Annotated in this window: 18 protein-coding genes and 4 pseudogenes; all 22 read right to left on the bottom strand. The window is 46.3% G+C overall.

Annotated features, from left to right (window positions below):
• Positions 1-56 precede the first annotated feature (56 nt).
• Positions 57-1,340: an isocitrate lyase gene (aceA, locus tag CEF20_RS01610; protein WP_100330195.1), complete on the bottom strand. Its 1,284-nt coding sequence runs from the start codon at positions 1,338-1,340 to the stop codon at positions 57-59.
• Positions 1,341-1,439: 99 nt separating this feature from the next.
• Positions 1,440-3,041, bottom strand: coding sequence for a malate synthase A (gene aceB, locus CEF20_RS01605; protein ID WP_198508454.1), 1,602 nt, complete (start codon positions 3,039-3,041; stop codon positions 1,440-1,442).
• Positions 3,042-3,215: 174 nt separating this feature from the next.
• Entirely contained in the window at positions 3,216-4,385 is a 1,170-nt protein-coding gene (locus CEF20_RS01600) for a CamS family sex pheromone protein (RefSeq protein WP_100330193.1), read from the bottom strand.
• Between the two features lie 12 nt (positions 4,386-4,397).
• Positions 4,398-6,407, bottom strand: a complete 2,010-nt coding sequence (ligA, locus tag CEF20_RS01595; RefSeq protein WP_100330192.1) for an NAD-dependent DNA ligase LigA — start codon at positions 6,405-6,407, stop codon at positions 4,398-4,400.
• A gap of 16 nt (positions 6,408-6,423) precedes the next feature.
• Positions 6,424-6,855 (bottom strand): annotated as a pseudogene (locus CEF20_RS01590) (ATP-dependent DNA helicase PcrA); the annotation flags it as partial.
• Positions 6,856-7,785: 930 nt separating this feature from the next.
• A pseudogene (locus CEF20_RS01585) lies at positions 7,786-8,910 on the bottom strand (3'-5' exonuclease); the annotation flags it as partial.
• Positions 8,911-9,865: 955 nt separating this feature from the next.
• Positions 9,866-10,345: pseudogene (locus CEF20_RS01580) on the bottom strand (UvrD-helicase domain-containing protein); the annotation flags it as partial.
• A 375-nt stretch (positions 10,346-10,720) separates the two neighbouring features.
• A complete protein-coding gene (locus tag CEF20_RS01575; protein ID WP_100330191.1) occupies positions 10,721-10,909 on the bottom strand; it encodes a hypothetical protein in 189 nt (62 codons plus the stop codon).
• Between the two features lie 521 nt (positions 10,910-11,430).
• Positions 11,431-11,634, bottom strand: a pseudogene (locus tag CEF20_RS01570) (UvrD-helicase domain-containing protein); the annotation flags it as partial.
• Between the two features lie 37 nt (positions 11,635-11,671).
• The gene (pcrB, locus tag CEF20_RS01565; RefSeq protein WP_100330190.1) at positions 11,672-12,364 is read right to left on the bottom strand and encodes a heptaprenylglyceryl phosphate synthase; all 693 of its coding nucleotides are present in this window, start codon (positions 12,362-12,364) and stop codon (positions 11,672-11,674) included.
• Between the two features lie 156 nt (positions 12,365-12,520).
• Positions 12,521-12,820, bottom strand: a complete 300-nt coding sequence (locus tag CEF20_RS01560; RefSeq protein ID WP_100330189.1) for a YerC/YecD family TrpR-related protein — start codon at positions 12,818-12,820, stop codon at positions 12,521-12,523.
• A gap of 21 nt (positions 12,821-12,841) precedes the next feature.
• Positions 12,842-13,876, bottom strand: a complete 1,035-nt coding sequence (locus CEF20_RS01555; protein ID WP_100330188.1) for a DUF3048 domain-containing protein — start codon at positions 13,874-13,876, stop codon at positions 12,842-12,844.
• Positions 13,877-13,914: 38 nt separating this feature from the next.
• On the bottom strand, positions 13,915-15,657 hold the full coding sequence (locus CEF20_RS01550) for an adenine deaminase C-terminal domain-containing protein (RefSeq protein WP_100330187.1): 1,743 nt from the start codon (positions 15,655-15,657) through the stop codon (positions 13,915-13,917).
• A gap of 368 nt (positions 15,658-16,025) precedes the next feature.
• Positions 16,026-17,303 (bottom strand): phosphoribosylamine--glycine ligase, encoded by a 1,278-nt coding sequence (gene purD, locus CEF20_RS01545; protein WP_100330186.1) that lies wholly within the window; start codon positions 17,301-17,303, stop codon positions 16,026-16,028.
• A gap of 23 nt (positions 17,304-17,326) precedes the next feature.
• Complete coding sequence (purH, locus tag CEF20_RS01540) at positions 17,327-18,862, bottom strand: bifunctional phosphoribosylaminoimidazolecarboxamide formyltransferase/IMP cyclohydrolase (RefSeq protein ID WP_100330185.1); 1,536 nt, start codon at positions 18,860-18,862, stop codon at positions 17,327-17,329.
• Positions 18,859-19,452, bottom strand: coding sequence for a phosphoribosylglycinamide formyltransferase (purN, locus tag CEF20_RS01535; protein ID WP_100331964.1), 594 nt, complete (start codon positions 19,450-19,452; stop codon positions 18,859-18,861). Before purN ends, purH begins: the two co-directional genes overlap by 4 nt.
• An 11-nt stretch (positions 19,453-19,463) precedes the next feature.
• Positions 19,464-20,492, bottom strand: coding sequence for a phosphoribosylformylglycinamidine cyclo-ligase (purM, locus tag CEF20_RS01530; RefSeq protein ID WP_100330184.1), 1,029 nt, complete (start codon positions 20,490-20,492; stop codon positions 19,464-19,466).
• Between the two features lie 65 nt (positions 20,493-20,557).
• The gene (gene purF, locus CEF20_RS01525) at positions 20,558-21,979 is read right to left on the bottom strand and encodes an amidophosphoribosyltransferase (RefSeq protein ID WP_100330183.1); all 1,422 of its coding nucleotides are present in this window, start codon (positions 21,977-21,979) and stop codon (positions 20,558-20,560) included.
• Positions 21,955-24,186, bottom strand: a complete 2,232-nt coding sequence (gene purL, locus CEF20_RS01520; protein ID WP_100330182.1) for a phosphoribosylformylglycinamidine synthase subunit PurL — start codon at positions 24,184-24,186, stop codon at positions 21,955-21,957. The genes purF and purL overlap by 25 nt, the downstream gene beginning before the upstream one ends.
• On the bottom strand, positions 24,170-24,853 hold the full coding sequence (gene purQ, locus CEF20_RS01515) for a phosphoribosylformylglycinamidine synthase subunit PurQ (protein WP_100330181.1): 684 nt from the start codon (positions 24,851-24,853) through the stop codon (positions 24,170-24,172). Before purQ ends, purL begins: the two co-directional genes overlap by 17 nt.
• Positions 24,850-25,104: a phosphoribosylformylglycinamidine synthase subunit PurS gene (purS, locus tag CEF20_RS01510; protein WP_100330180.1), complete on the bottom strand. Its 255-nt coding sequence runs from the start codon at positions 25,102-25,104 to the stop codon at positions 24,850-24,852. Before purS ends, purQ begins: the two co-directional genes overlap by 4 nt.
• Complete coding sequence (purC, locus tag CEF20_RS01505) at positions 25,092-25,817, bottom strand: phosphoribosylaminoimidazolesuccinocarboxamide synthase (RefSeq protein ID WP_100330179.1); 726 nt, start codon at positions 25,815-25,817, stop codon at positions 25,092-25,094. Before purC ends, purS begins: the two co-directional genes overlap by 13 nt.
• Between the last annotated feature and the right edge of the window lie 26 nt (positions 25,818-25,843).

Here is a 25,843-nt window from a genome sequence, read left to right as displayed (position 1 = left end):
TCTTTAATGGCAGCCTGAGAAGCTGTCCCGTAAACGGGACAGCTTCTGTGTATGGGTTACTTTTGAATTTGGAATTGCTCTTCTTCTGTTGAGCCTTTCAGAGCGGTTGTGGAAGATTCTCCTCCTGAAATGACCATGGATACTTGATCAAAGTAGCCGGTTCCAACTTCACGCTGATGACGAGTAGCCGTGTATCCGTCTTTTTCCAGGGCAAATTCGGATTGTTGAAGCTCAGAGTACGCCCCCATTCCGCGCTTTTTATAGCCGAGCGCCAACTGGAACATGCTGTGGTTTAAAGCGTGGAAGCCAGCTAATGTAACGAATTGGAATTTATAGCCCATTTTGCTGAGTTCCAATTGGAAGGTTTCAATCGTGTCTTCGTCCAGCTTTGCTTTCCAGTTAAATGAAGGAGAGCAGTTGTAAGCAAGCAGCTTGCCAGGAAATCTCTCATGAATCGCTTCCGCAAAACGGCGCGCTTCCTCCAAGTTAGGTTCAGAGGTTTCACACCAAATAAGGTCGGCATACGGAGCATAAGCAAGCCCGCGGGCGATGGCTTGATCCAAGCCGGCTTTCACTCGGTAGAACCCTTCTGGCGTGCGCTCTCCTGTAATAAATGGCGCATCGTATGGATCGATATCGCTTGTAATCAAATCAGCGGCATTGGCATCGGTCCGAGCGATCAAAACGGTTGGTGTCCCCATTACATCAGCCGCCAAGCGAGCAGCAATCAAGTTGCGAACCGCCGTCTGTGTCGGCAGCAGAACCTTTCCTCCTAAATGGCCGCATTTTTTCTCCGAAGACAGCTGATCTTCAAAGTGAACGCCAGACGCACCTGCTTCAATCATGCCTTTCATCAATTCAAACACATTTAATTGTCCGCCAAAGCCGGCTTCTGCATCCGCCACGATTGGCGCAAAATAATCTATCGCATCACCGCCCTCTAATTGAGCAACTTGATCGGCGCGCTGAAGTGCCTGATTAATCCGTTTCACTACACTCGGCACGCTGTTGGCGGGATACAGGCTTTGATCTGGATACATGTGACCGGCCAGATTGGCATCGGCTGCTACTTGCCAGCCGCTCAGGTAAATAGCTTTTAATCCGGCTTTGACTTGCTGAACTGCCTGATTGCCCGTTAAGGCGCCAAGCGCGTTAATGAAAGGTTCCCCATTTAAGTAGTTCCATAGCTTTTCAGCCCCGCGGCGCGCTAATGTATGCTCGATATCGATTGAACCGCGAAGTGCAATGACTTCCTCTGCGGTATAAGGTCGCGTAACCCCTTTCCATCTCGCCTCATTATCCCAGCTTTCCTGCAACTGCTGAACGCGTTTGTTTGACATGAAAAATTCCTCCCTGTTTGTATATTGAAAAGGAGCAGAGCGATCTTACTCATGCCGCCTTTTACTAATAAGTTGAACCCCTTGCCGCCAGATTGAATATTAAAGAATGTGATAGCCTGGTATCGTTAAAAATTCTTCAAATTCATCCTGAATAATCAGCCGATCAAACAGCTCTGCGGCTTCCTCCAAGCGATTAGCAGCAAAAGCTTTATCCCCCAGTTCTTGTTTCAGCTTCTGAAACTCTTCTTGCTTGATCTGCTGATACAGTTCCATCGTCACTTTCCGTCCGTCCTTCAATACCCCTTTGGGATGTCTGATCCATTGCCATAGCTGAGCTCGTGAAATTTCAGCGGTCGCCGCATCCTCCATTAAATGATGGAGCGGGGCAGCCCCTCTTCCGTTCAGCCACGAAGCGATGTATTGAATTCCGACACTGATATTGGTGCGTACCCCTTCTTCCGTAATGTCACCATCCGGCACCGCCAGCAGCTCATCTTCTGTTACCTGCACATCTTCCCTCTTCTTAGATTCAATCTGATTGGCCTCTTTCATTTCAGCATTAAAAGCTGCTAGTGCGACAGGAACGAGCCCCGGGTGCGCAACCCAAGTGCCATCGTGTCCATCTTGGGCTTCCCTTTCTTTATCGGCGCGCACTTTGGCAAATGCCTCTTCATTTTTCTTTTCATCGTTCTTCACCGGAATTTGTGCAGCCATTCCTCCAATTGCGGGAGCTTTGCGGCGGTGGCAAGTTTTGATGGTCAGGAGAGAATATGCTCTCATAAATGGGACTGTCATCGTCACTTGTGCCCGGTCTGGCAGGATAACATTTTGTTGATTTCTGAACTTTTTAATATAGCTGAAGATGTAATCCCAGCGTCCGCAGTTCAGACCGGCGGAATGCTCCTTCAGTTCATACAGAATTTCATCCATTTCAAACGCTGCTACAATCGTTTCGATCAGCACCGTTGCTTTAATAGTCCCCCTTGGAATGCCGATATACTTTTGAGCAAACAGAAAAACGTCATTCCATAGCCTTGCTTCTAAATGGCTTTCAAGCTTAGGCAAATAAAAATATGGCCCGCTGCCATTTTGCACTAGGCGGACAGCATTGTGAAAGAAGAATAATCCAAAGTCAAGCAAGCTGGCAGATACCGGCTGCCCGTCAACCTCCACATGCTTATCCTCTAAATGCCAGCCCCGCGGACGAACGATCAAAACAGCGGTTTCTTCCTTTAATTCATATTTTTTTCCGTTTGGGCTTTCTAAATGAATGGTGCGGTGGACGGCATCTCTCAAATTGATTTGCCCTTCAATAATGTTAGCCCACGTAGGCGAAGTGGCATCTTCAAAGCATGCCATAAAACATTTGGCACCGGAGTTCAACGCATTGATTACCATTTTGCGGTCGACCGGTCCAGTAATTTCGACTCGGCGGTCTTGAAGATCCTTCGGCAAAGGTTCAATGGTCCACTCACTGCTGCGAATCGCTTCTGTTTCTTTAAGGAAGCCCGGCATTTCTCCCCGATCAAAGTCCTTCTGCTTCTCTTGCCGCTTTTGGAGGAGTTCGATTCTGCGTTGGCCGAAGCGCCGCTCTAGCTGTTCAATGAATTGCAAAGCCTCCGATGTAAGAATTTCTTCATATCCTGGCCGCATCGTACCTAATACTTTAATGCCAGCTGTTTGCGTAGTCACCCGCTTCATCCCCTTTGTTATATTACAGTTATATACTGTTGTTTGTATTATATAACAGATCCATTAGAATGAGAATACCTTTTATCTGATAATTTATAATTTTCTTTCGACATTTTTCTTAAATGATGTTTCAACACAAAAAAAGCGGTTTCTTCACCGTACATCGGCGAAGAAACTGCTTTTTTATTCGTAAATATGAACATTTGGCGATTCCGCGTTTGCTTTCTTCACAATTAAAGCTTCCGGACCGCTTGTAGATGAAATGGTCACTTCAATCGGGACATATGCAGGGAAATGGTCCATCGTCAGTCCGGTAACAAATTGGGTGAAGCCAATCACCTCGGCCTTTCCGTAAAATTGAACGGGGATTTCAATTTTCAAGCTGACCAGCTCGTCACCGTTATAGAGAGCTCGTCCAATGACCCCATTATAGTTTTTGAAATACTTCTCAACATCCTGCTGGAAGTTTAAGAAGTAATTCAAATCGTCTCTTCTATCTTTTTCCGCTTCAGGGGATGGGAATAAATAATATTGCTCGTTTACCTTTTCCCAATCATTAATGGCGTCTTCACCGGCATCCAAATGAGTGTAAGCAAAAAAATTACCCGGCACGACAGAATTCTGGGCTTGCTGCTTAAACAAAGCAATCGTTACAGGGACGTCCTTCAAGCCTTTTTTCGCGCGTATTCTCTTGGCTACTTCTGCGGCAATTTTCTTTCCTTCTCTTTCTATTTCTGCATCAGGAATCTTATAGTCATAGACAGCGCCATATTTTTCTTTCGTATAGTAGTGAACTGAGTTCAGTGCAAGCCCAATTACAGCGCCGCTCAGTTCCACTGAATTTTCCTTAGTCTTCGTTAGGTAGTTATGCTCCATAACATGGGCAAGATAGATAGGATTTTTCTCATTGCGTTCAGCCACCGATCCCTTGCCGTTGTCCACCGGATTCAGGCCAATATTTTCCTCCGCCTTCATCCCTTCTTCCTTTAGCTGCTCCTTAGTGAATTTTCGGTTCAGCCAAGATTTGATCGTATCGGCATCCAGCATTTGTCCTTCTTGAAATAAGTATTCATCTGTAGGAAAGTGATTCTGTGCTATTCGCATCAGACCTGTCTCAAATTCCACGATATCATATCGCGTATTTAAGTTAGAGACGACCAGTCCCCTCGCTTTTCCGGGCTTAAAAGGGCTGAGTGTTCGATAATAATGATCAGAGATCTGATAATTCGGCACAACGGCCTTTTCCTGCTCGCCTTCTCCCTGCAGAACTTCCTTTTTCTTCTCTAATTCTGGTCCGCATCCACTGACCAGCAATATAGCTGTCAGCCCAGCCAATAACAACTTTTTCTTCAAAAGAGCCACCTCTTATTTATTAAGTTCTTCCAATAGCCTTTTTTCATCCCATACGTCAATGCCCAGTTCCATCGCTTTATCAAGCTTGGTTCCCGCCTCTTCCCCTGCGATGACGAGATCGGTTTTCTTGCTGACGCTGCCCGATACTTTTCCTCCGAGCGCTTCTATTTGCTCTTTCGCTTCATTGCGGGTTAATTGCTCAAGCTTCCCGGTTAAAACGATCGTCTTGTGCGCGAAGAAAGAGTCTGATTGTTCAACTGCCGAAAGCTTCGGTCCTTTATAGACCATATTGACGCCGGCTGCCTTCAATCGTTCGATCAGCTCGGATACTTCCGGCTGATTGAAATAGGTAACGACTGCATCAGCCATTTTATCACCAATTTCATGAATCGCAAGCAATTGCTCCATATCCGCTTGTGCCAAGGCATCCATTGTTTCAAAATGCTGAGCTAATGTTTTGGCTGCCTTCGCTCCGACATGCCGGATCCCCAAACCGAATAATAACTTTTCCAAGGAGTTTTCTTTCGAAGCTTCAATGGCTTGCAGCAAATTATCGGCTGATTTTTCTCCCATACGCTCAAGGTTCACTAGCTGGTCCTTTGTTAACTTGTAAATATCCGATACATCTTGAATTAAGTTCTCCCGGTACAACTGGGCAATGACCTTTTCTCCCAGACCATCAATATTCATGGCATTGCGAGATACAAAATGAATCATACCCTCGCGAATTTGTGCCGGACATTGCGGATTGATGCAGCGGAGAGCCACTTCTCCTTCCAAACGAACAAGCTCACTGCCGCATTCCGGACATTGAGTCGGCATATGAAAATCTTTTTCTTCTCCCGTCCGGCGGTCTGCAATCACGCTGACGACCTCCGGAATAATATCCCCTGCTTTTTTAATCACAACGTGGTCGCCAATTTTGATATCTTTTTCTCTAATTAAATCTTCATTATGAAGGGAAGCCCGCTGCACGGTTGTTCCGGCGACACGCACCGGCTGTAATACTGCTGTGGGCGTGACCACTCCCGTGCGGCCGACGCTTAGAGTAATATCGACCAGCTTTGTGACCACTTCCTCTGCCGGAAATTTATAAGCTATCGCCCAGCGCGGACTCTTCGCCGTTGTGCCCAACTGCTGCTGCTGCTTCAGGGAATCCACTTTAATCACAATGCCGTCAATCTCATAGGGCAGCTTTGGCCGCTTTTCTTCCCAGCTGGCCACATATTCAATAACTTCCTCGATTGTTTGGCATAACTTTCTTTCTTTATTGGTTTTGAAGCCGAGTGAATCAAGCAAGTCCAGACTTCCGCTGTGAGTCGTCACTCCCGTCTCACCGGGATCCGCTACCGCATATAAAAAGATGTCTAGGTTGCGGCTGGCCGCTATACGCGGATCAAGCTGCCGCAAAGAACCGGCTGCCGCATTTCTAGGGTTAGCGAACGGCTCTTCCCCTTTTTCATCTCGAACGGTGTTTAAGGCGACGAACGATTGCTTTGGCATAAAAGCCTCGCCGCGCACTTCCATCGTGTAAGGCTGCTTCATTCGCAGAGGAATCGAACGGATCGTTTTTAAATTGGCAGTAATGTCTTCTCCCACATTGCCATCTCCGCGGGTAGAGCCTTGAACAAGTAACCCCTCTTCATATTTTAACGAAACGGCTAGTCCGTCAATTTTCAGTTCACATACGTAAGCATACGGATCCTCTCCAAGCGCCTGCTTCACGCGGCGGTCAAAATCGCGCAGGTCCTCTTCATTAAAGGCGTTGCTAAGGCTCAGCATGGCGACATCATGTCTGACCTTATTAAAAGCAGCCAAGACTTCTCCGCCGACGCGCTGTGTAGGTGAATCCGGCGTTTGCAATTGCGGAAATTCTTCCTCCAGCTTTATCAGTTCCTGCATTAAGCGGTCATATTCAGCATCAGGAACTGAGGGCTGATCGAGCACATAATATTCATAATTGTACTGGTTTAAGATGTTATGAAGCTCATGCACTCGTAGTTCTGCAGCTTGTTGATTCATTTTTTCACTCCTTTATTTAAGCTTTTTCAATCGGCGCAAACTTAGCAAGCAGCCGCTTAATTCCCACAGGGCTTGGAAAAGCGATATCCAGCTCCACGCTGTCTCCGCTGCCTTTCACACTGACAACAGTGCCTGTCCCCCATTTTTTGTGGGCTGCCTTGTCCCCTACTTTCCAATCAGCTGTTCCGCTTGCCGTGTTGGCCTGCGGCCGTACTACCGGACGCCGGGCAGGCTGTTTTTTCAAGCCGAATGGCGTATTGACTTTTCGATCAGCCGATACTTCATCAATCAAATCCTCTGGAATTTCACTGATAAATCGCGAAACAGGATTCATGTTCGTGCGGCCGTACAATGTGCGCATTTGCGCATTCGTTAAATAAAGCTCTTCTTCCGCTCTTGTAATTCCCAATGGTGATAGGTAAGCCTTTGAAGTGATCTCCAGCTTTTCCCCCACCCCACACCGTGCATGCGACTTTCACCGCACACGGCGTTCCATCTAATGAACAGGTGATCGTAAACCTCTAATGGCAGTTCGGTATAGTTTGGGAAAACCACAATTTTTTTAGCTTATTGAGATCCCTTCAATGGGTCTATGTAGGTACGCATTTCGTTTCTCCATCACTAAGTGCCATAAGCGGTTATGCTGTTTATTTTCTAACAGTTTCTCAAAGATCGCAATTTCAATATCGTTTATTCCCGATTAAAATATGTCTTTATCTTTGATTTCCGCTTCTTTCTCTTACGAATAGCGTTTAACCTGTTATTCATTAGACTCGGGACCTTCCCTCCACTCCTTATTATCAGAGTTTCATTGGTACTACATCCCTGCTGCCATCCCTATTCATAACTCTTTCACGGTGCTTTATGTACCGATCCCCGAGTTATTACTGAATCGTTAGGGACTTCTGACGTTCCGAAACTGCTAGGTGTATAACTATACTTAGGTCCTGCCTTTGTCTCGATTACCACTTCCTCAAGAAGTTAAAGCAACCCATCAGCTTTATCCATCACAAAGCCTACGATATTTGTTTTGGAGGTAATTTCATTCCCATTTCTAGGAATCGCTCTACGAGACGTACATTCAGCAGTTCGTCATTGATTGCTCAAATACTAACCATATATAGCTCCCTGCCCGCATCACTTTCACAGTGTGTTATACCTTTCCTCAGCTTTTACCTGTTAGGGCTACTCGATGCGTCTTCACCCCGCTTCACACACAGCCGTTACCAGCCGTGCATGGGGGAGTATTAGCAGCCATCTAGTCATGGGATTTATTCGGGTATCCCACCGTGGTCTCGCAGTTTCAGTTGTTACTAACAAAAGTTAGTCCAGACAATCCTTCGGGTAGAAAACCGATTTCTGTCTAACGTCACGCACCATAGGCTAACCGGCGTTCTTCTTCCATCTCTGCTTCTTCCATTAGTGAACGGCTATGCGGAAACACGCCCTCTTCCATTCCCATTAAAAAGACAACAGGAAATTCCAGCCCTTTCGCAGAATGAAGCGTCATTAACACGACTGCATCTTGTTCTTCCTCTTCTTTGCCCATCTGGTCAATATCAGCCACAAGCGCCAAGTCGGTCAAAAACGCAATTAAACTTTTGTCGTCGTTCTCTTCTTCAAAGTTCTTCGTCACCGATAAAAATTCATCGATATTTTCAAGGCGGCTTTGCGATTCAATGGTCTTCTCCGCTTTCAGCATATCGCGATAGCCTGTTCGCTCCAGCACTTCCTCTACTAATTCGGAAATGGACAAATACTCCTGCTGCTGAGTGTAGGTTTCAATCAGACTCCGAAATTCGACCGCTGCCTTTGCGGCTTTGCCGCTTAGCCCGATAAAGTCTGCTTCTGCTAAAGCTTGAAACATTGTTAAGTCATTTTCTTGAGCATAGCGGGAGATTTTGTCGACCGATGTGGAACCGATACCTCGCTTCGGAACATTGATAATTCGCTGCAGGCTAATATCGTCATTCGGATTAGCAATTAGCCGCAAGTAGGCTAGCAAGTCTTTAATCTCTTTGCGGTCATAGAACTTGATGCCGCCAACAATTGTATAGTCAATATTGGACTTCATTAAAACTTCCTCGATCACGCGAGATTGGGCATTGGTCCGGTATAAAATCGCGATATCAGACCGTTTTCGCTTGCCGCTTTCTGTCATTTCTTTAATTTTCCCGGCCACAAATTGCGCTTCGCTCTGCTGATTGTCTCCCCGGTAGTATGAAAGTTTCCGGCCTTCTGGATTTTCCGTCCATAACTTTTTCGGCTTGCGGTTCGCATTGTTCTTGATCACTTCATTGGCCGCTTGCAAAATCAATTTCGTCGAGCGGTAGTTTTGCTCAAGGAAAATGGACCGGGACTGGGGATAATCCTTTTCGAACGAAAGAATATTTGCAATGTCCGCGCCGCGCCAGCGATAAATGGATTGATCGCTGTCACCGACTACACATAAATTATGAAAGCGGCTGGCTAAAAGTTTGACGAGCATATATTGTGCTCTGTTTGGTGGCGATAGGTAAGACTTTGACGTCATCTCCGTCTTTTCCCCCGCTTAGCACCGTACGTGAGACTTTCATCTCATACGGCGCCCCATCAACTACTAGCTCATGACATTATCAATGACACAGTTTTTGCGATGAGTATGAACCTCACTCAGTCATTCCCGTAAATTAAATTTTTGACATATGGCACGGGCCTATCAGAGCTTCTAAGTCCGATATCGAATATAGTGTTGTGATTCCCTTCCGGACTTAGCTGATACAATTTGTCAGAAATGTCTTGCGTTTGCATGCTCACACTCGAATCTCTGTGTTAATAATGTCATCTTCTACTAGCTGACTAATGGCTATCCCTCCACTGTTTGTTATCACAGCTTCATCGGTACTGTGCCATCACCTTCACCGGCATAAAGGAGGTTATGCGCCTATTCGCTTTCCCTTCCACCGCTTCACAGAGTGCAAACTCTCCACGCTGCCGGCTTACCACGTTCCAAGAATCCTATCTATACATACACAATCCGTAGGTGACCCCTCTAGCCCTGTTAGCTGGATGATGCCTATAACATCATAAGGTATTTCATAATGACAAATTTTACTCTACCTCACTAACCCAATCGCGGTGGACTATCCGTTTCGAATAGCTATACCTCTAGAGCCGTACATTCGGAGTTTCGTCCATAGATGGTTGCCGCATCTAATTTCTCACCATAGATTGTCTTGTAGAACCCCGGTCTATCAGCCACACCCTCTGCCTCCAGAGAGCTTTCCTCGTCTTTACGTTAGGATGACCTTCAACCGACTTCACCGAGCTTATAACCCTCAGACGTTTTGCACCGTCCGAACGCTATTCGGAGGATTAGGCGAGCCTTTCAGGGCGTTACCCCCTCATTCGACTCCTCGGATTCTTAGTTCTCCTAGCTGCTCGCTAGTGGCTAATCTTTTCAATTAGCAACGTGTCGCACTGTCCTGGTATTCATCCACATGAATATATTGAAATTTACGCTGGTAAAATTCAAGCACTTCGGGTACACGCTGAAACAGCTGTATGGTCACCATAATCAAATCATCAAAATCTAGCGCCTGATTTTTTTTAAGGCGCTTCTGGTATTCTGTATATACTTCGCTGACGATCTGGTCCATATAGCCCCCTTGACGCTTGCTGAATGTTTCCGGATCCACCAGTTCATTTTTCGCCGAGCTGATGGACGCTAACAGGCCGCGGGGGTCAAATTTTTTCGGATCCAGATTCTTCTCTTTTAATATCCCTTTGATGACGGACTGCTGATCAGTCGTGTCAAGAATGGTAAAATTGCGATTATACCCAATGCGGTCGATATCTCTTCGCAAGATCCGCACACACATCGAGTGGAAGGTAGAAATCCAAATATCCTCCGCGGCTCCTCCCAGCAGCCGGCCGATCCGCTCTTTCATTTCGCGAGATAGCGATAGGTAAGAGCCATCCTCATCATTTAGTTGGTATCCACCAAATATGTTAGGAGCTCCTTTCCCCCGCTTCACACCGTACGTGATGGTTTCCCATCATACGGCGTTCCATCATATATGGCTAAGAGAAAGGCCGAAGCTTTTTTGTAAGCCAGGATCTTTTCGGTGAAGCTAATGATGGACATTTATAAACTGAGTAACTAGGTTGTCCGCCTTACTCATCTTATCCAAAGGAAGATATGATACTCTGCGTAAAACGCCCCTGCATCCATTCCATTTGCAGACAGATTATAAATTATATAAGTCCAGTTATTCCCTCATTTATATGCCTAGCGTATGGTTTGGACAGAATTCCATATATTCCGCCGCTCTTTAATTATTGATGTAACCAGTTACGCCCAGCAGCTTCCTAATCGTACTTCGGCCTTCATTATCTTCAGCTATATGACTATGCCCCTTCGCTCCACAGGCATTCCCCTGTTTCAACACTACTACGGGCTGCTGCCCCGCGGATTCAACAGTCATTTCCTCCTGTTTAGGAACATCTAGTCTTACACCCATTAGCATTTCCTTCCGCGGTTCCTCTGTTCCCTATATCCTAGCTTTACATGGATGCCTTAGCCTCCTGCTCTGACCCGTCAGCCATCCTTTTGTCCTTGGCTGGTGGACGAAGGACATTAATCCTTTCTGGTATTAATGCCGTTACCGCAAAGCAGCCTACGATAACCGCGACTGAACCCCCATGATGGGGCACGTGCCTTCATTTAAGCACGTTCCGAACTTACGAGCCTTTCCTCCGCAGGTTCGCTCCAATGTTCCTTGAACATTCTCTAGGCATAGCATCTTTTTAGCACCCCGGCTACTGATAACCATCTCAGGCTATGTTTTCGCCGTCTTCAGCGAGCTCCCGCACCCTTATTCTGTAAGAAATAAGCGCACGTCGCAGGGCTTAGGCAAGACTTCCAACCTCAAGTCCAGGAAAGGAATTGCACCTTTCTTATCGGATATAGAGTTGGGTAATTCGCTACCCCTCACTTTTCCTGTTCATTTCTGAATCAGATTGTGTGAGAACAGAGCGCACCTGCTTTGTTCGTAAACGTAATCGCTAAAATATTATAAGGATTGACTCCCTTTTCCACCATTAAATAAGCGATTCTGTGGGTTAACACTCTCGTTTTGCCAGAGCCAGCTCCCGCCATAATCAGAAGCGGCCCTTCCGTCGTTTTCACTGCTTCTTGCTGTTCAGGGTTTAGCCCTGATAATAATTTCTCTGTTAAAAATTGCATCATTCTTATTCACCGCCTCCTAGAACATTTGTTCTTATTATACCTCTTTTTTAACCGCCTTAACAGTCTTCAACGCTTCTTCAAGCTGTTCGTACACAACATTTCCCACGACAACTACATCGGCTAATTGAGCAATTTCCTCCGCTTGAGCAGCCGTTTTAATCCCCCCGCCATAAATAAATGTCGTTTCTTCTAGCATGTCCCTTACAGCTTTCACCGCTTCTAATTCACCAAATCTGCCGCTGTATTCCAAATAAAACAGCGGCAGCCGGAACATTTTCTCTGCCATTCTCGCGTAAGCGGCGATCTCGTCTATATTCAAAGGGGCTTTTGCTTCTGTCAGCTTGGCTGCTTTACAATCGGGATTAGCAATGCAGTAGCCTTCAACAATTACTTCCTCCCAATTTATCAGTTCGCCGTATTCGGTTACCGCTTGGTGATGCAAACCAGTGATCCATTGAGCATTCTGACTGTTCAGCACCATCGGAATGAAATATAAGTCAAATCCCGGAGTAATCGATTCCATATTAGAAACTTCCAGGACACACGGCACGGTATACCGCCGGACACGCGCCATTAAGTGAAGGACATTCTCCAGTGTAACGCCATCACTTCCGCCAATGATAACAGCGTCTGTCCCTGACTCGCATAAGCGTTCAAGCGCCGCATCTTCTATCTCCTTCCTCGGATCTAATTTAAACACATGACGCCATTGATGCACATCATACATTCCGCTTTCCTCCATTCTGAAATAACGTGTTTTTCAGACTTACATATGCAGTCTCAAACACCCCATCATTATATCATTAGATCTTTCTTGCTAAAACAAGGGCCTGATCCCAGCCGCTATTCGATGATTGCAGCGGGAATCAGACCCTTATGGACTTTATTCAGTTTCGTCATTGATTCGGTCAAGCACAAGCTGATAGGCATCATTCCCATAGTTCAAGCAGCGCTTCACTCGGGAAATAGTCGCAGTGGAAGCCCCGGTGCTTGTCTCAATTTTGTGATATGTTTTTCCTTCTTTGAGCATGCGAGCTACTTCAAGGCGTTGAGCGAGTGACTGAATTTCATTAACCGTACAAAGGTCATCGAAAAACAGATAGCACTCTTCTAAATCACGAAGAGAAAGGATCGCTTTAAACAGCTGATCCAGCTCTTTTCCACGTAATTTTTCTATTTGCATATTAAGCGTCAAACCCCTTTACTAATTATTGTCCAAGTGAACCATTTGATTCAGCCCTTTAGCAGCTGGAATAACTTGAATCCATATATTTCCAGGAACGAAACTGAGCGGTGTCCCATTTTTGAACGGCAATAACCGCCCGTTTATGTTTGACCACTCCGCTGTATGCACGACTCCGTTTTGAAGGAGAAGAGCGCGTCCTCCTGTCGCTAAATCAATATCCAGCCGGCCCTCAGCGTCTACTACACGATGATCGGCTTCTAAAATAAGAATATTATTGACTCGCACCGGCTCTTCTGTCTGCCGGTCAATGACTGGATTTCCGCCTGCAAATCGCTGGTAATCGCGCTCTTTCCCATCGTACTTATATTCCACCTGGAAATCAGATTGACTGGCGTAATCAATCCGAACGTTTTTCGCTTCTTTACCGGACAAATTTTTAGCTTCGGACGGCTTTAAAAAGCTTAAGCTTTCAGGTGATTCTTTCATCGAATAGCTTTTTTTCTCAGCCATTTGATAGACTTCATCTAAATGAACATAGGAATTATGCGGAGCTACACGCGTTGAGTCCCGTTTAAAAACCGTGCCGTCATGCTGAATCCCATTGATTTGGTCAACTTCGCCGCTAAACAGCCTCTCTTTCGCGTTAGGACTGTAACCGTGAGCCACGAATAAGCTATTATACCCTTGAGCCAAATCAATGAAATAATCTCGAGCACTCCGCACAGGACCTACGGTTTGCGGCAGCCTGCTTTGGTAGATCGCTAATAACCGAGTCACATTCCCTTCAGCCAATACTTCATACACAATATCAGCTTGCGTGAGACCCGTTTGCGGCCGCGCTTGCGGGTGATTGTTTACAACAATAGCCGCCGCTCTGCGATTAACAGGGTCATGCGCTTTTTTCCCTGTAAGCGGAAAGACGTTTTCCTCTTCCGTTATAATTGGTGTCCATTCATTGTCTTCTTTTGTCTTCGTCTCTTGTCCGTTCTCGCTCCAGCATCCGCTTAATAAAACAGAGCTTGCCAGCATTGCGAACATTGTTAGCTTCTTCATACTTAAACTCCCATTTACAAACTTCTCACTTTACTATTTTAACGCATTATAGTCGGAAAAAGTACTGTTTTATTCATGACATCATACATTCCGTGAGAGGTAATCCGAATATACGGCAGATGAGTGGAGGATAAAAACAGCAATGTATAAAGCGGATCATCAAATGCATAGCCTCTTTCAAACAGTAATTCCTTCATTCTTATTTCTTCCTTCATCACTTCTTCAAACGGCTTTGCAGACATCATTCCTGAAAGCGGTAATGGAATCTCATGAATGATTCTTTTGTTTTCCGCAAGTACTAACCCGCCGCCTAATTCTTTCATTCGCTGAAAGGCCCTTTCCATCTCCCGTTTGCATTTGCCAATCAAAATGATATCACCTGTATTGGAAAAGGAGGAAGCAAAGCCTTGAATATCAGCGGCAAAGCCTTTAATCGTCGTGTTCACTCTCCATTTGCCGTGACGATCAAGCAATACTAAAAAATTCTCATCCTCCGCTTTGTACAGCTTTTCTCCTGAAACATCTTTTTCAATAGAATACGGCTTTGTAATTACATTATTGACCATTTCAATTCCGAACGGCATAGAAAATTGCAAATCACCCTCAACTAATCCCCAATCCAGTTCCAGTCTTCCAAACCCGTACTCTTCCCAATCAATGGACGGAAATGCCGGACTTGCTGCTGACCCCTTCTTAACCCATTCTCCCTTGGAAAGAACGTCAATCGGAGCGGGATGAAACTCGTCTGACAATATATTGATGTTCGCTATTCTCCCCGGTGCAATCATTCCATGCAAATGTTCCATCCGATAATATTTTGCTACATTATAACTAGCCATATGATAGGCATCAATCGGCGGAATATGATGTTCAATGGCCTTGCCGATCATCCAATCTAATATACCTTTTTCATAAAAAGAAGGACAAGCCCCATCAGTAGTAAACATCATCCGATCATATTGATCAAGCCCCATCTCCTTCATTTCTTGCAGCAATTGTTCAAGATCAGGCCGAATAGAAGAGTTCCGCAGAGAAACCATATAGCCTGACAGCAGCCGTTTATAAATATCCTGTCCGCTCATCGCTTCATGATCACCATCCGCACCGAGCAGCGCCATCTTCGTCAGGGTTTTCTCTGAGGCTCCCGGGAAATGACCTTCGATTCTTTTCCGCTGCCGCTTCGTTTCTTGGATCCAATGCAGCATCATATCATCACCAGCCAATAATTTAGGCCAGCCAGTCAATTCTCCTCCTTGAATAACCGCTTCGTGTTCGATCCACGATTTAACCGCAGCATGGGAAAAAACCTTATCCTCATCCACTAGCTCCGTCTGCGCATCATAACGGCACCACCAATACATACTGACCGGCAATTTCTGCAGTTTTCTCAGTAGAGAAAACGCTTTCTTTTCTTCCAATAGTAAAAATAGCATCAAGTTGTCATTAATAAAGGTGGTTGTTCCTGTCTTTGCGGCGTATTCCGCAAAAGTTTGGGGATTATAGAGCTGAAATGGATGAACATGAGGTTCTATATAGCCTGGAACTAGCGTCTTTCCGCTGCAGTCATACAGTTCATAAGAAGGTTTCATGGCAGGCAATTCTTCGCCAACATAAACAATGCGGTCTTCATAAATCCATATATTTGCGGTAACCCATTGCTTAAGCATGGAATGCAGAAATCGGGCGTTTTGAAGCACGATTGTGGGCGCTGCTTCTCCATTGACCACCGCAACATGCTTTCGAATCTGTTTATTTTTCCAGCGATAGCGTTGTTCTAGCATTTATTCAATCCTCCTAAAAGGAAGTCATATTCCATTTTTTGAATTATTGACTATCGTAACATATTTTCTTATTTAAAGCTCTAATGAATTGAATTTTTTTTGAACATTTTGTGAAGCAGTGTACATACTTTACATAAGATGAATCTTCAAACCGTATTTTTTCCTCCTCGCTGCTGAAAAGAAGAAGGAGGAATTCGTTGATTGCGGGCGGTGTTTGTTCATTTCCGAGCGCATTTGGTCAGTTTTCAGGCGGAGCGGCCACAAATACGGCCGAAAAGCCATGAGATCCCTTTCAACTAATAAGCACTCAAATGAAAAACCCAAGATCATGATCTTGGGTTTGAATCATCCTTTTTAAAGCTCTCCTCCTATTTGCTTGAAGAAAGAGCGCGTGCGATCGCACGATTACCGATATCTTTGCGATAGAAAAAGTGATGGCTTTCAATAGCGCTGATTTTATCGTAAGCCTGCTGCTGGGCTGCCTGAATGGTCGGAGCCTTCCCGGTCACAAGCAGCACCCGCCCTCCATTGGCGCAAATGATCCCATCGCCGTTTTGAAAAGTTCCGGCATGCAGCACGGCGGCCGGCTGGAGCTTGTCGAGACCTTTAATCTCATGACCTTTCTCATAGCTTTCAGGATAGCCGTTTGCGGCTAGAACCACACCAAGCACAGATTCCTCGCGCCATTTCAGCTCGGGATCCTTTCCGTCTAACACATCCAAGAAAACTTGAGCTAAATCATTTTCTAGACGCGGAAGAACTACTTGTGTTTCCGGATCGCCAAAACGAGCGTTAAATTCAATGGTTTTCGGGCCTTCTTCCGTCAGCATCAAGCCAGCAAAAATCACCCCGGTGAATGGACGGCCTTCAGCAGCCATTCCTTTAGCAATAGGTACAAGTATTTCTTCAACCGATTGCTTTATCGTTTCAGAAGAGATATGAGGAATCGGGGAGTAGGCTCCCATGCCGCCCGTATTCGGCCCTTGGTCGCAGTCAAACGCCCGTTTGTGATCTTGGGCGGCTTCCATTGGATAAACGTTCTCGCCATTGACAAACGCCATTAAGGAATATTCTTCACCTTGAAGGAACTGCTCGATCACCACTTTTGACGAGGCTTCGCCAAACTTTTGATCGAGCATCATTTCTTCTAAAGCGGTCAGCGCCTCTTCCATTGTGAGCGCCACGGTGACGCCTTTGCCGGCAGCTAACCCATCCGCTTTCAACACGATGGGAGCGCCCTGTTCCTTCACATAGGCTTTGGCCGCTTCATAAGAATCAAACGCCCGGTATTTAGCCGTCGGAATATTGTATTTCTCCATCATCATTTTTGCAAATGATTTACTTGCTTCAAGCACAGCGGCTTTTTGATTCGGTCCGTACACCTTCAGCCCTCTAGCTTCCAGATAATCAACGATCCCAGCTTGCAGCGGATTTTCCGGGCCTACGACGATTAAATCCACTCCATTCTCAAGAGAAAAAGCGGCCAGCCCGGCAAAATCCATCTCATCTATGCCGACAAGCTCCGCATCGCAGGCAATTCCTGCATTGCCCGGCGCGCAATATACTTTATCTACTTGAGGACTTTGAACGAGCTTCTTGCAAATGGCGTGTTCTCTGCCGCCTCTTCCAACGACCAGCACTTTCATATTATCCATCCACCCCGCTTGAATTAATGTTTGAAATGTCTAACCCCTGTCAATACCATTGCTATTCCGTGTTCATCCGCTTTCTTAATAGATTCTTCATCGCGGATGGAGCCTCCCGGCTGAATAATAGCAGTGATGCCCGCTTTCGCTGCAGCTTCCACAGTATCATTCATTGGAAAAAAGGCGTCTGATGCTAAAGCGGCTCCCTGCGCTTTTTCTCCTGCCTGCTCAAGCGCTATTTTCGCTGCCCCTACACGATTCATTTGACCAGCACCGATACCGAGTGTCATTTCATCATTCGTGACGGCGATCGCATTGGATTTCACATGTTTAACGACCTTCCATCCAAGCTTTAGGGCTGCCCATTCTTCCTCTGTCGGTTCGCGTTTGGTCACGATGCGAATGTCGGCATCCTCTAACGAATGGCGGTCAAGTTCTTGAACGAGCAAACCGCCTTCCACAGAAGTCAGCACTTTTTCCTTTGATTTTTCTCCATCAAACGGCAAAGTCAGCAAGCGAATATTTTTCTTAGCTGTCAATATTTCTAGTGCTTCTTCCGTAAATTCAGGAGCGATGATAATTTCCAAGAAGATTTCATGAAGCTTTTCAGCTAGCGTTTGATCGACTGGACGGTTCAAGGCGATAATGCCGCCGAAGATCGATGTCGGATCCGCTTCGTAAGCGCGCGCGTAGGCTTCTTGTATAGTTTCACCAATTCCTACACCGCAAGGATTCATATGCTTGACGGCGACAGCTGCCGGTTCCGTGAATTCCCTGACGATTTGCAGCGCCGCATCCGTATCACGAATATTGTTATAAGACAGCTCTTTCCCATGCAATTGTTTCGCCCGCGCTACAGAAAACGCCGATCCAAGCGGCTCTTGATAGAAGGCGGCTTGCTGGTGAGGGTTTTCCCCGTATCGAAGCCGCTGTTTTAATTCATATGTAAAAGTCGCTGTCTCAGGCTGTTCTTCCCCTGTCAGCTCCGTCATATATTTGGCGATCATAGCATCATAGGAAGCTGTATGGCGGAATACCTTCGCTGCCAGTTTTCTTCTCGTTTCATTAGTTGTCTGGCCATCCGTTTTCAATTCCTCCACAACCGTTCCATAATCAGCTGCATCGACAATCACGGTGACATACGCATGATTTTTCGCCGCCGCGCGCAGCATCGTCGGTCCGCCAATATCAATATTTTCAATCGCCTCTTCCACTGTTACATCCGGTTTCGCAATCGTTTGCTGAAACGGATACAGATTGACGCAAATAAGGTCGATCGGAGCGATCCCCTGCTCTTCCATCTGCTTTAGATGATTGGCTTGATCTCGCTTAGCCAGCAAACCTCCATGAATAAATGGATGCAGGGTTTTGACGCGCCCTTCCAAAATTTCCGGAAATCCGGTCACCTCACTGACGCTCATCACCGGCACATTGGCTTCTTCCAGCATCTTCTTCGTTCCGCCAGTGGAAATGATCTCAAAATCTAATCCGGCCAGCTCTTTAGCAAATTCTACAACTCCGCTTTTATCTGAAACACTGATTAATGCCCGCTTTTTCATTTCTTGACTTCCTCCCGTTTGGCAGCAGCGCTAACTAGCTGCTTCATGACTTTTGGATATAATTGATGTTCGATTTGCTGAATTTTCTTCTGTAAGGTATCCCGTGTATCCTCTTCATCAATCCGGACGCTTTCCTGATCAATGATCGGCCCTGTATCCATGCCTTCATCCACTAAATGAACCGTTACACCAGTGACTTTCACGCCGGCGTTAAAGGCTTGGCCAATGGCATCTTTTCCGGGAAACGCCGGAAGAAGAGAAGGGTGGATGTTGACTATTTTTCCTGCAAAAGCGGTAAGAAGCGTTTCTCCGATTAAGCGCATATACCCAGCTAGAAAAATAATGTCCACGCCCGCCTCTCTAAGCTTTTCGACTATCAGACCTTCAAACTCTGCCTTGGATGAATACTCTTTTGTACGAAACACAAACACAGGAATCCCTAAATGCTCCGCTCGAGTGATGGCATAGGCATCAGGCTGATCGGAAATCAGTATAGAAATCTCCGCCGGAACCCCCTCTGTTTGAATGGCTTCAGCCAGCGCTTGAAAATTACTTCCGCTTCCAGAAGCGAAGACCGCGATTTTTGTCAACTCTCGCTTGCTCATGATCGGAATTGAACTCCTTCACCTTCAATAACACGGCCAATCGTCCGCGGATGCTCCCCCGCTTGCTCTAAAAGCCGTTTGGCCTCTTCTTCTCTTTCAGGTGACACGATCATTACGAATCCGATGCCCATATTGAAAATATTGTACATCTCTCTGTAATCAAGCTCCCCATACTTCTTCAGCAAATGAAAAATCGCCGCTATTTCCCATGATCCTTCAGCAATCTCTGCCCCAAGCCCTTTCGGCAACGCGCGCGGAATATTTTCAATAAATCCGCCTCCTGTAATGTGGGCCATTCCTTTCACATTCATTTGCTTCAACACTGCAAGCACGGGCTTGACATAAATCTTCGTCGGGGTTAACAGCACCTCTCCCAGCGGCGCTGTTAACCCATCGAGAATAGCGTCCACTTCCAGCTTATGCTTCTCAAAGAAGATTTTCCGAACGAGCGAGAAGCCATTGCTGTGAAGACCGCTAGAAGGCAGCCCGATGATGACATCTCCAGCTTGAATATCCGCACCGGTAATCAGCCGGCTCTTTTCAACTGCCCCTGTCGTGTATCCGGCAATATCATATTCTCCATCGCTGTACATGCCGGGCATTTCCGCCGTTTCTCCGCCGATTAAAGCGCAGCCCGCCTGCTCACAGCCATCCGCTATCCCTTTGACGATCTGCTCGATTTTTTCTGGAATTGCTTCTCCGCAAGCAATATAATCTAGAAAATAAAGCGGCTCCGCTCCTTGAACAATCACATCATTGACACACATCGCTACACAATCTATTCCAATCGTCTCATGCCGATCCATGCCGAATGCCAGCTTTAATTTCGTGCCGACACCGTCCGTGCCAGAAACGAGTACAGGCTCTTTCATGTGCAAAGCAGACAAATCAAACATCCCTCCGAAGCTGCCAAGCGCTCCCATCACACCTAAACGATTCGTTCTCTTGACATGCTTCTTCATCCGCTCTACCGCCTCATAGCCTGCTTCAATATTAACTCCTGCCGCTTCATACGCCTTTGCCATTCATTGTGCCTCCTTAAAAAAATAGTGCCAGGAACAGCCGTCTAAAACAGACAGCTTACCTTTCATTAACACATGATTTGTTTATTGCGCGGATGCAATGTGTCCGGATAAATTTCGGTTGGGTAATTTCCCGTAAAGCAAGCGAGACACTGCCCGCAGTGACCGTTCTGCTTCTCATGGCCAATCGCTTCCACCATTCCATCCAGACTGAGAAATATTAAGGAATCTGCACCAATCTCATCTCTTAATTCTTCCTCTGTATAAAATGCCGCGATCAGTTCTTCCTGTGTCGAGGTATCAATGCCATAATAGCAAGGGTATTTGATCGGCGGAGAACTAATGCATACGTGCACTTCTTTGGCTCCGGCTTCTTTCAGCATTTTCACGATCCGTTTGCTTGTCGTTCCGCGAACAATGGAATCATCTACCATAATCACTCTTTTTCCCTCAATAACCCCGCGAACAGGCGACAGCTTCATCTTCACACCTTGTTCGCGCAAGGCTTGGGATGGCTGAATAAAGGTGCGGCCGATATAACGGTTTTTAATCAGCCCCATTTCGTAAGGAATACCCGATTCTTCCGCATAGCCGATTGCAGCTGAAATACTTGAATCTGGTACGCCCGTTACGACATCTGCTTCGATCTTCGCTTCTTTCGCCAACTGAATGCCCATGCGCTTTCTGGCACTGTGGACATTAATCCGGTGAATATTGCTGTCCGGCCGAGAAAAGTAGACATACTCCATGGTGCAAATCGCTTGATTAGTAGCTAAGGAGAAGCGTTCGGAATGCAAGCCGCTGCTATCCATAATAATCAATTCCCCGGGTTCTACCTCACGAACATATTGAGCGCCGACGATATCAAAAGCGCATGTTTCCGAAGCTACTACATAAGCTTCCCCTAACTTGCCGATGGATAACGGGCGCATGCCGTTTGGATCCAGCGCAACCATTAATTCTTTTTCCGTCATAACGAGAAATGCGTAAGCGCCCTTTAACATAGAAAGAGCATTCTTGACCCGGTCCTTCATGCTGCCAAATCCGCTACGGCGAATAAGATGGGCCAGCACTTCTGTATCCGATGTCGTCTGAAAAATGCTTCCCTGCGCTTCTAATTGATGCTTCAGCGCAGTGGCATTGATCAGGTTTCCATTATGAGCAAGAGCTAGACTTCCTGTTTGCGAGTGAAAAAGCAGCGGCTGGACATTCTCGTAGCCTCCGCCTCCTGCTGTGGTATACCGTACATGGCCAATCGCTCCTGTACCGGAAAGCCCGCTGACCTTATCCTGCGTGAAAATCTCAGTTACCAGTCCTTCCCCTTTAACTCCAACAAGCTTTTCTCCATCTGTGACAGCGACTCCGGCTCCTTCCTGCCCTCGATGCTGCAGGCTCTGAAGTCCGTAATAGGTGATTTGCGGTGCATCCTCATGGCCCCAAACACCGAATACCCCGCACTCTTCATTTAAACCTCTGATTTCAGCAAGCATGGGATCGCTCCTCTCCAAGCATCTTCGAGTTCACAAATCTCCGCTTCAACGATCACACAATTATTATGCTTAATCGTCAATCGCGCTTCTTCTGTCACTTCTCCTATCAGCTGCGCTTCCGGAAGGATTGCTTCAAACGCTTGACGGTGTCTTTTAGCCACCGTTACGATAAAGCGCGATTGCGTTTCACTGAACAGACTAACCGTCCCGTTTTCGCCAGCAATCGCTGCTTCCGCCCCCAACCCTGTGCCGAATGATTTCTCAGCAAGCGCCACGGCAAAGCCGCCTTCTGCTATATCATGAGCAGATTGCACGGTTCCCGCTTGAATCGCTCGAAGCAATGCCTGCTGTCTTTTCATCTCCACAGCCAAATCCAGATGAGGCGCTCTGCCAAAGATCTTTCCTGCATGCTGAAGCTTTTGCAATTCACTTCCGCCAAATTCGTCTTCTGCTTCCCCAATCACATATATCAAATCGCCTGCTTGTTTAAAGCTTTGCGTTGTAATATGGGCCCGCTCTTGAATCAATCCCACCATACCGACAACCGGCGTAGGATAAACAGCAGTGCCCTTCGTTTCATTATAGAGTGATACATTCCCCCCGATTACCGGTGTGTTTAACACACGGCAAGCCTCACTCATTCCATCTGTCGCTTTTTCCAACTGCCAAAAAATCTCCGGTTTCTCAGGATTTCCGAAATTTAAGCAGTCCGTAATCGCCAAAGGCTCACCGCCTGAGCAAACGATGTTTCGGGCAGCTTCGGCCACGGCAATTTTTCCGCCTGTTTCCGGATCTAAATAAAGATAGCGGGAATTGCAATCGGTCGTCATCGCCAATGCTTTATCTGTCCCGCGAACGCGAATCACCGCTGCATCCGATCCTGGAGCTACTACTGTATTCGTGCGCACTTGATAGTCGTATTGCCCGTACACCCACTCTTTACTGGCAATCGTAGGCTGGGAAAGCAATTGAATGAGCGTCTCTTTGTAATCCCCCACTTGCTGTATATCCGCATCCATCTCTTGGAATTTGCGGAAATGTTCCGGCTCCCGGGAAGGCTTGTAATAAACGGGCGCATCCTCCGCCAAGGCGTCTGTTGGCACTTCAGCTACCACCTCGCCTTTGTGAAGCAAACGAAGCATGCCGTCATCCGTCACCCTTCCAATTGCCGCCGCTTCTAATCCATATTTGGAAAACAGTTCTTCAATTTCGTTTTCTCTGCCTTTTTTGACGACAATCAGCATGCGCTCTTGGGATTCAGAAAGCATCATCTCATATGGAGTCATCCCTGTTTCACGCTGCGGCACAAGATCCATATTCATTTCAATGCCGGAGCCGGCTTTGCTCGCCATTTCCGCTGAAGAACTCGTCAACCCCGCTGCCCCCATATCCTGGATACCAACAAGAGCATCATTTTGGATTAATTCCAAACAAGCTTCAATGAGCAGCTTTTCCATAAACGGATCGCCGACCTGTACGGCCGGACGCTTCTCTTCTGATTGGTCACTCAATTCTTCAGAAGCAAAGGTGGCGCCATGGATGCCATCGCGCCCTGTTTTGGCGCCCACATACATGACCGTATTGCCCACACCTTTTGCTTGTCCCTTCTTAATATCCTTATGATCAATCAGCCCTACGCACATCGCATTGACTAGAGGATTTTCTTCATAGGACGGATCAAATTGCACCTCACCGCCGACTGTTGGAATGCCGATGCAATTGCCGTAGCCGGCAATTCCCGCCACAACTTCTTCAAATAAATACTTCACGCGTTTGGACTGCAGCTCACCGAACCGCAGGGAGTTAAGCAACGCTACTGGACGAGCCCCCATAGAGAAGACATCGCGGATAATCCCGCCGACTCCTGTCGCTGCTCCTTGATAAGGTTCGATTGCGGAAGGGTGATTATGGCTTTCGATTTTGAATACGACCGCTTGCTCATCCCCAATATCAACAATTCCTGCACCTTCACCGGGACCTTGCAAAACTTTGTCTCTTGAAGTTGGGAATTTGCGAAGCACAGGCTTGGAGTTCTTATAGCTGCAATGCTCTGACCACATAACAGAGAATAAGCCGGTCTCTGTGTAATTAGGAGTTCGGCCAAGAATTTTCTCTATTTTGGCAAACTCTTCATCTGTTAAGCCTAATTCACGGTAAATTTTCTCTTCTTTAATTTGAATGGCATTGGGCTCAAGCATTAACGACATGGGATTCCCTCCAATATTTCACAATTGACTGAAATAATTTCAAACCGTCCACGCTTCCTAGGAATTCATCTACTGCGCGTTCCGGATGCGGCATCATGCCAAGAACATTTCCTTGTTCATTGACAATTCCCGCGATATTTTCTAAGCTTCCATTTACATTATCCGTGTAAGTAAACACGATTTGATTATTTGCTTTTAATTGAGCAAGCGTCTCTTCATCACAGTAATAATTCCCTTCGCCATGGGCAACCGGAATGGCGATGTGCTCGCCTTTTTGATAAGCGGAAGTAAATAATGTCTGATCGTTTTCAACCTGCAGTGTAACCGTCCGGCAAATAAACTTTAAGTTCTGATTGCGGAGCATCGCGCCGGGCAGCAGACCGGATTCAAGCAAAATTTGAAAGCCGTTGCAAACACCTAATACCGGCTTTCCTGCTTCCGCCGCTTTCTTTACTTCACTCATCACATTGGATAAATGAGCGATAGCGCCTGAACGGAGATAATCGCCGTACGAAAATCCACCCGGTAATAATATCGCGTCATAGCTGCTCAGATCATCAGCATCGTGCCAAATATATTCTGCTTTCTCACCCAATTCATCATTTATTGCGTGATACATGTCCACATCACAATTAGAGCCTGGGAATACAATCACCGCGAATTTCACTGCTTCACACACTCCTCAATCTCATATCGATAGTCTTCGATGACAGGATTAGTTAAAAGCTTTTCGCACATTTCCTTTACCGTTCCTTCCACGTCCGTATGGGAGCTGTCCAGCGTCAATTCCATGTACTTTCCAACGCGCACATCCTCCACTCCTTGGTAGCCAAGGTTTCGTAATGATTGCTGCACCGCTTTACCTTGCGGATCCAATACACTCTCTCTTAACGTAACGTACACTTTTACTTTGAACATGCTGATTTTCCTCCTAATCTATCAAAAACTTCCGTATAGGCTTCAATAAGATTTCCTAAATCACGGCGAAACAAATCCTTATCTAATTTGCGGTTCGATTTCTTCTCCCAAAGCCGGCATGTGTCTGGCGATATCTCATCTGCCAGCATCATAACGCCTGCTTTGTCTTTCCCAAACTCTATTTTGAAATCAATTAAATCAATCTCCATCTCAGCAAATAACGAAAGCAGCGCTTGATTGATTTGCAAGGCTTGCTCTTTCATTGCCCTTACTTCTTCTTCCGATGCAATCTTTAATAAAGCAATATGGTCTTCGGTCACAAGCGGATCGCCCAGTTCATCATTTTTATAATAAAACTCTACGATGGGCGTATTTAAACGCTCCCCTTCCTGGAGACCTAGGCGGTTTGCCAAGCTGCCAGCTGCGACATTGCGCGTGACCACCTCTAGCGGAATGATATGAACATGTTTGACAAGCTGCTCATGATCTGATACTCGCTTAATAAAGTGAGAAGTAATCCCAAGCTCTTTTAGCTTTACAAAGATTAAACTGCTAATTTCACTGTTTAACCTTCCCTTTCCGGAAATCTCTGCTTTCTTCTCTCCGTTAAAAGCGGTTGCAGAATCTTTATATTCAATTAGTACGATCTCGTCTTCCTTCGTCGCATATACTCGCTTCGCTTTTCCTTCGTAAAGCATTGAGCCTTTTTCCATTATGACTCCTCCTCTTAAGGAATATT

Source organism: Bacillus xiapuensis, assembly GCF_002797355.1.
GTDB lineage: Bacteria > Bacillota > Bacilli > Bacillales > Domibacillaceae > Bacillus_CE > Bacillus_CE xiapuensis.
Note: the sequence above shows the minus strand (reverse complement) of the source record. Positions and strands in the feature narration are given on the sequence as shown.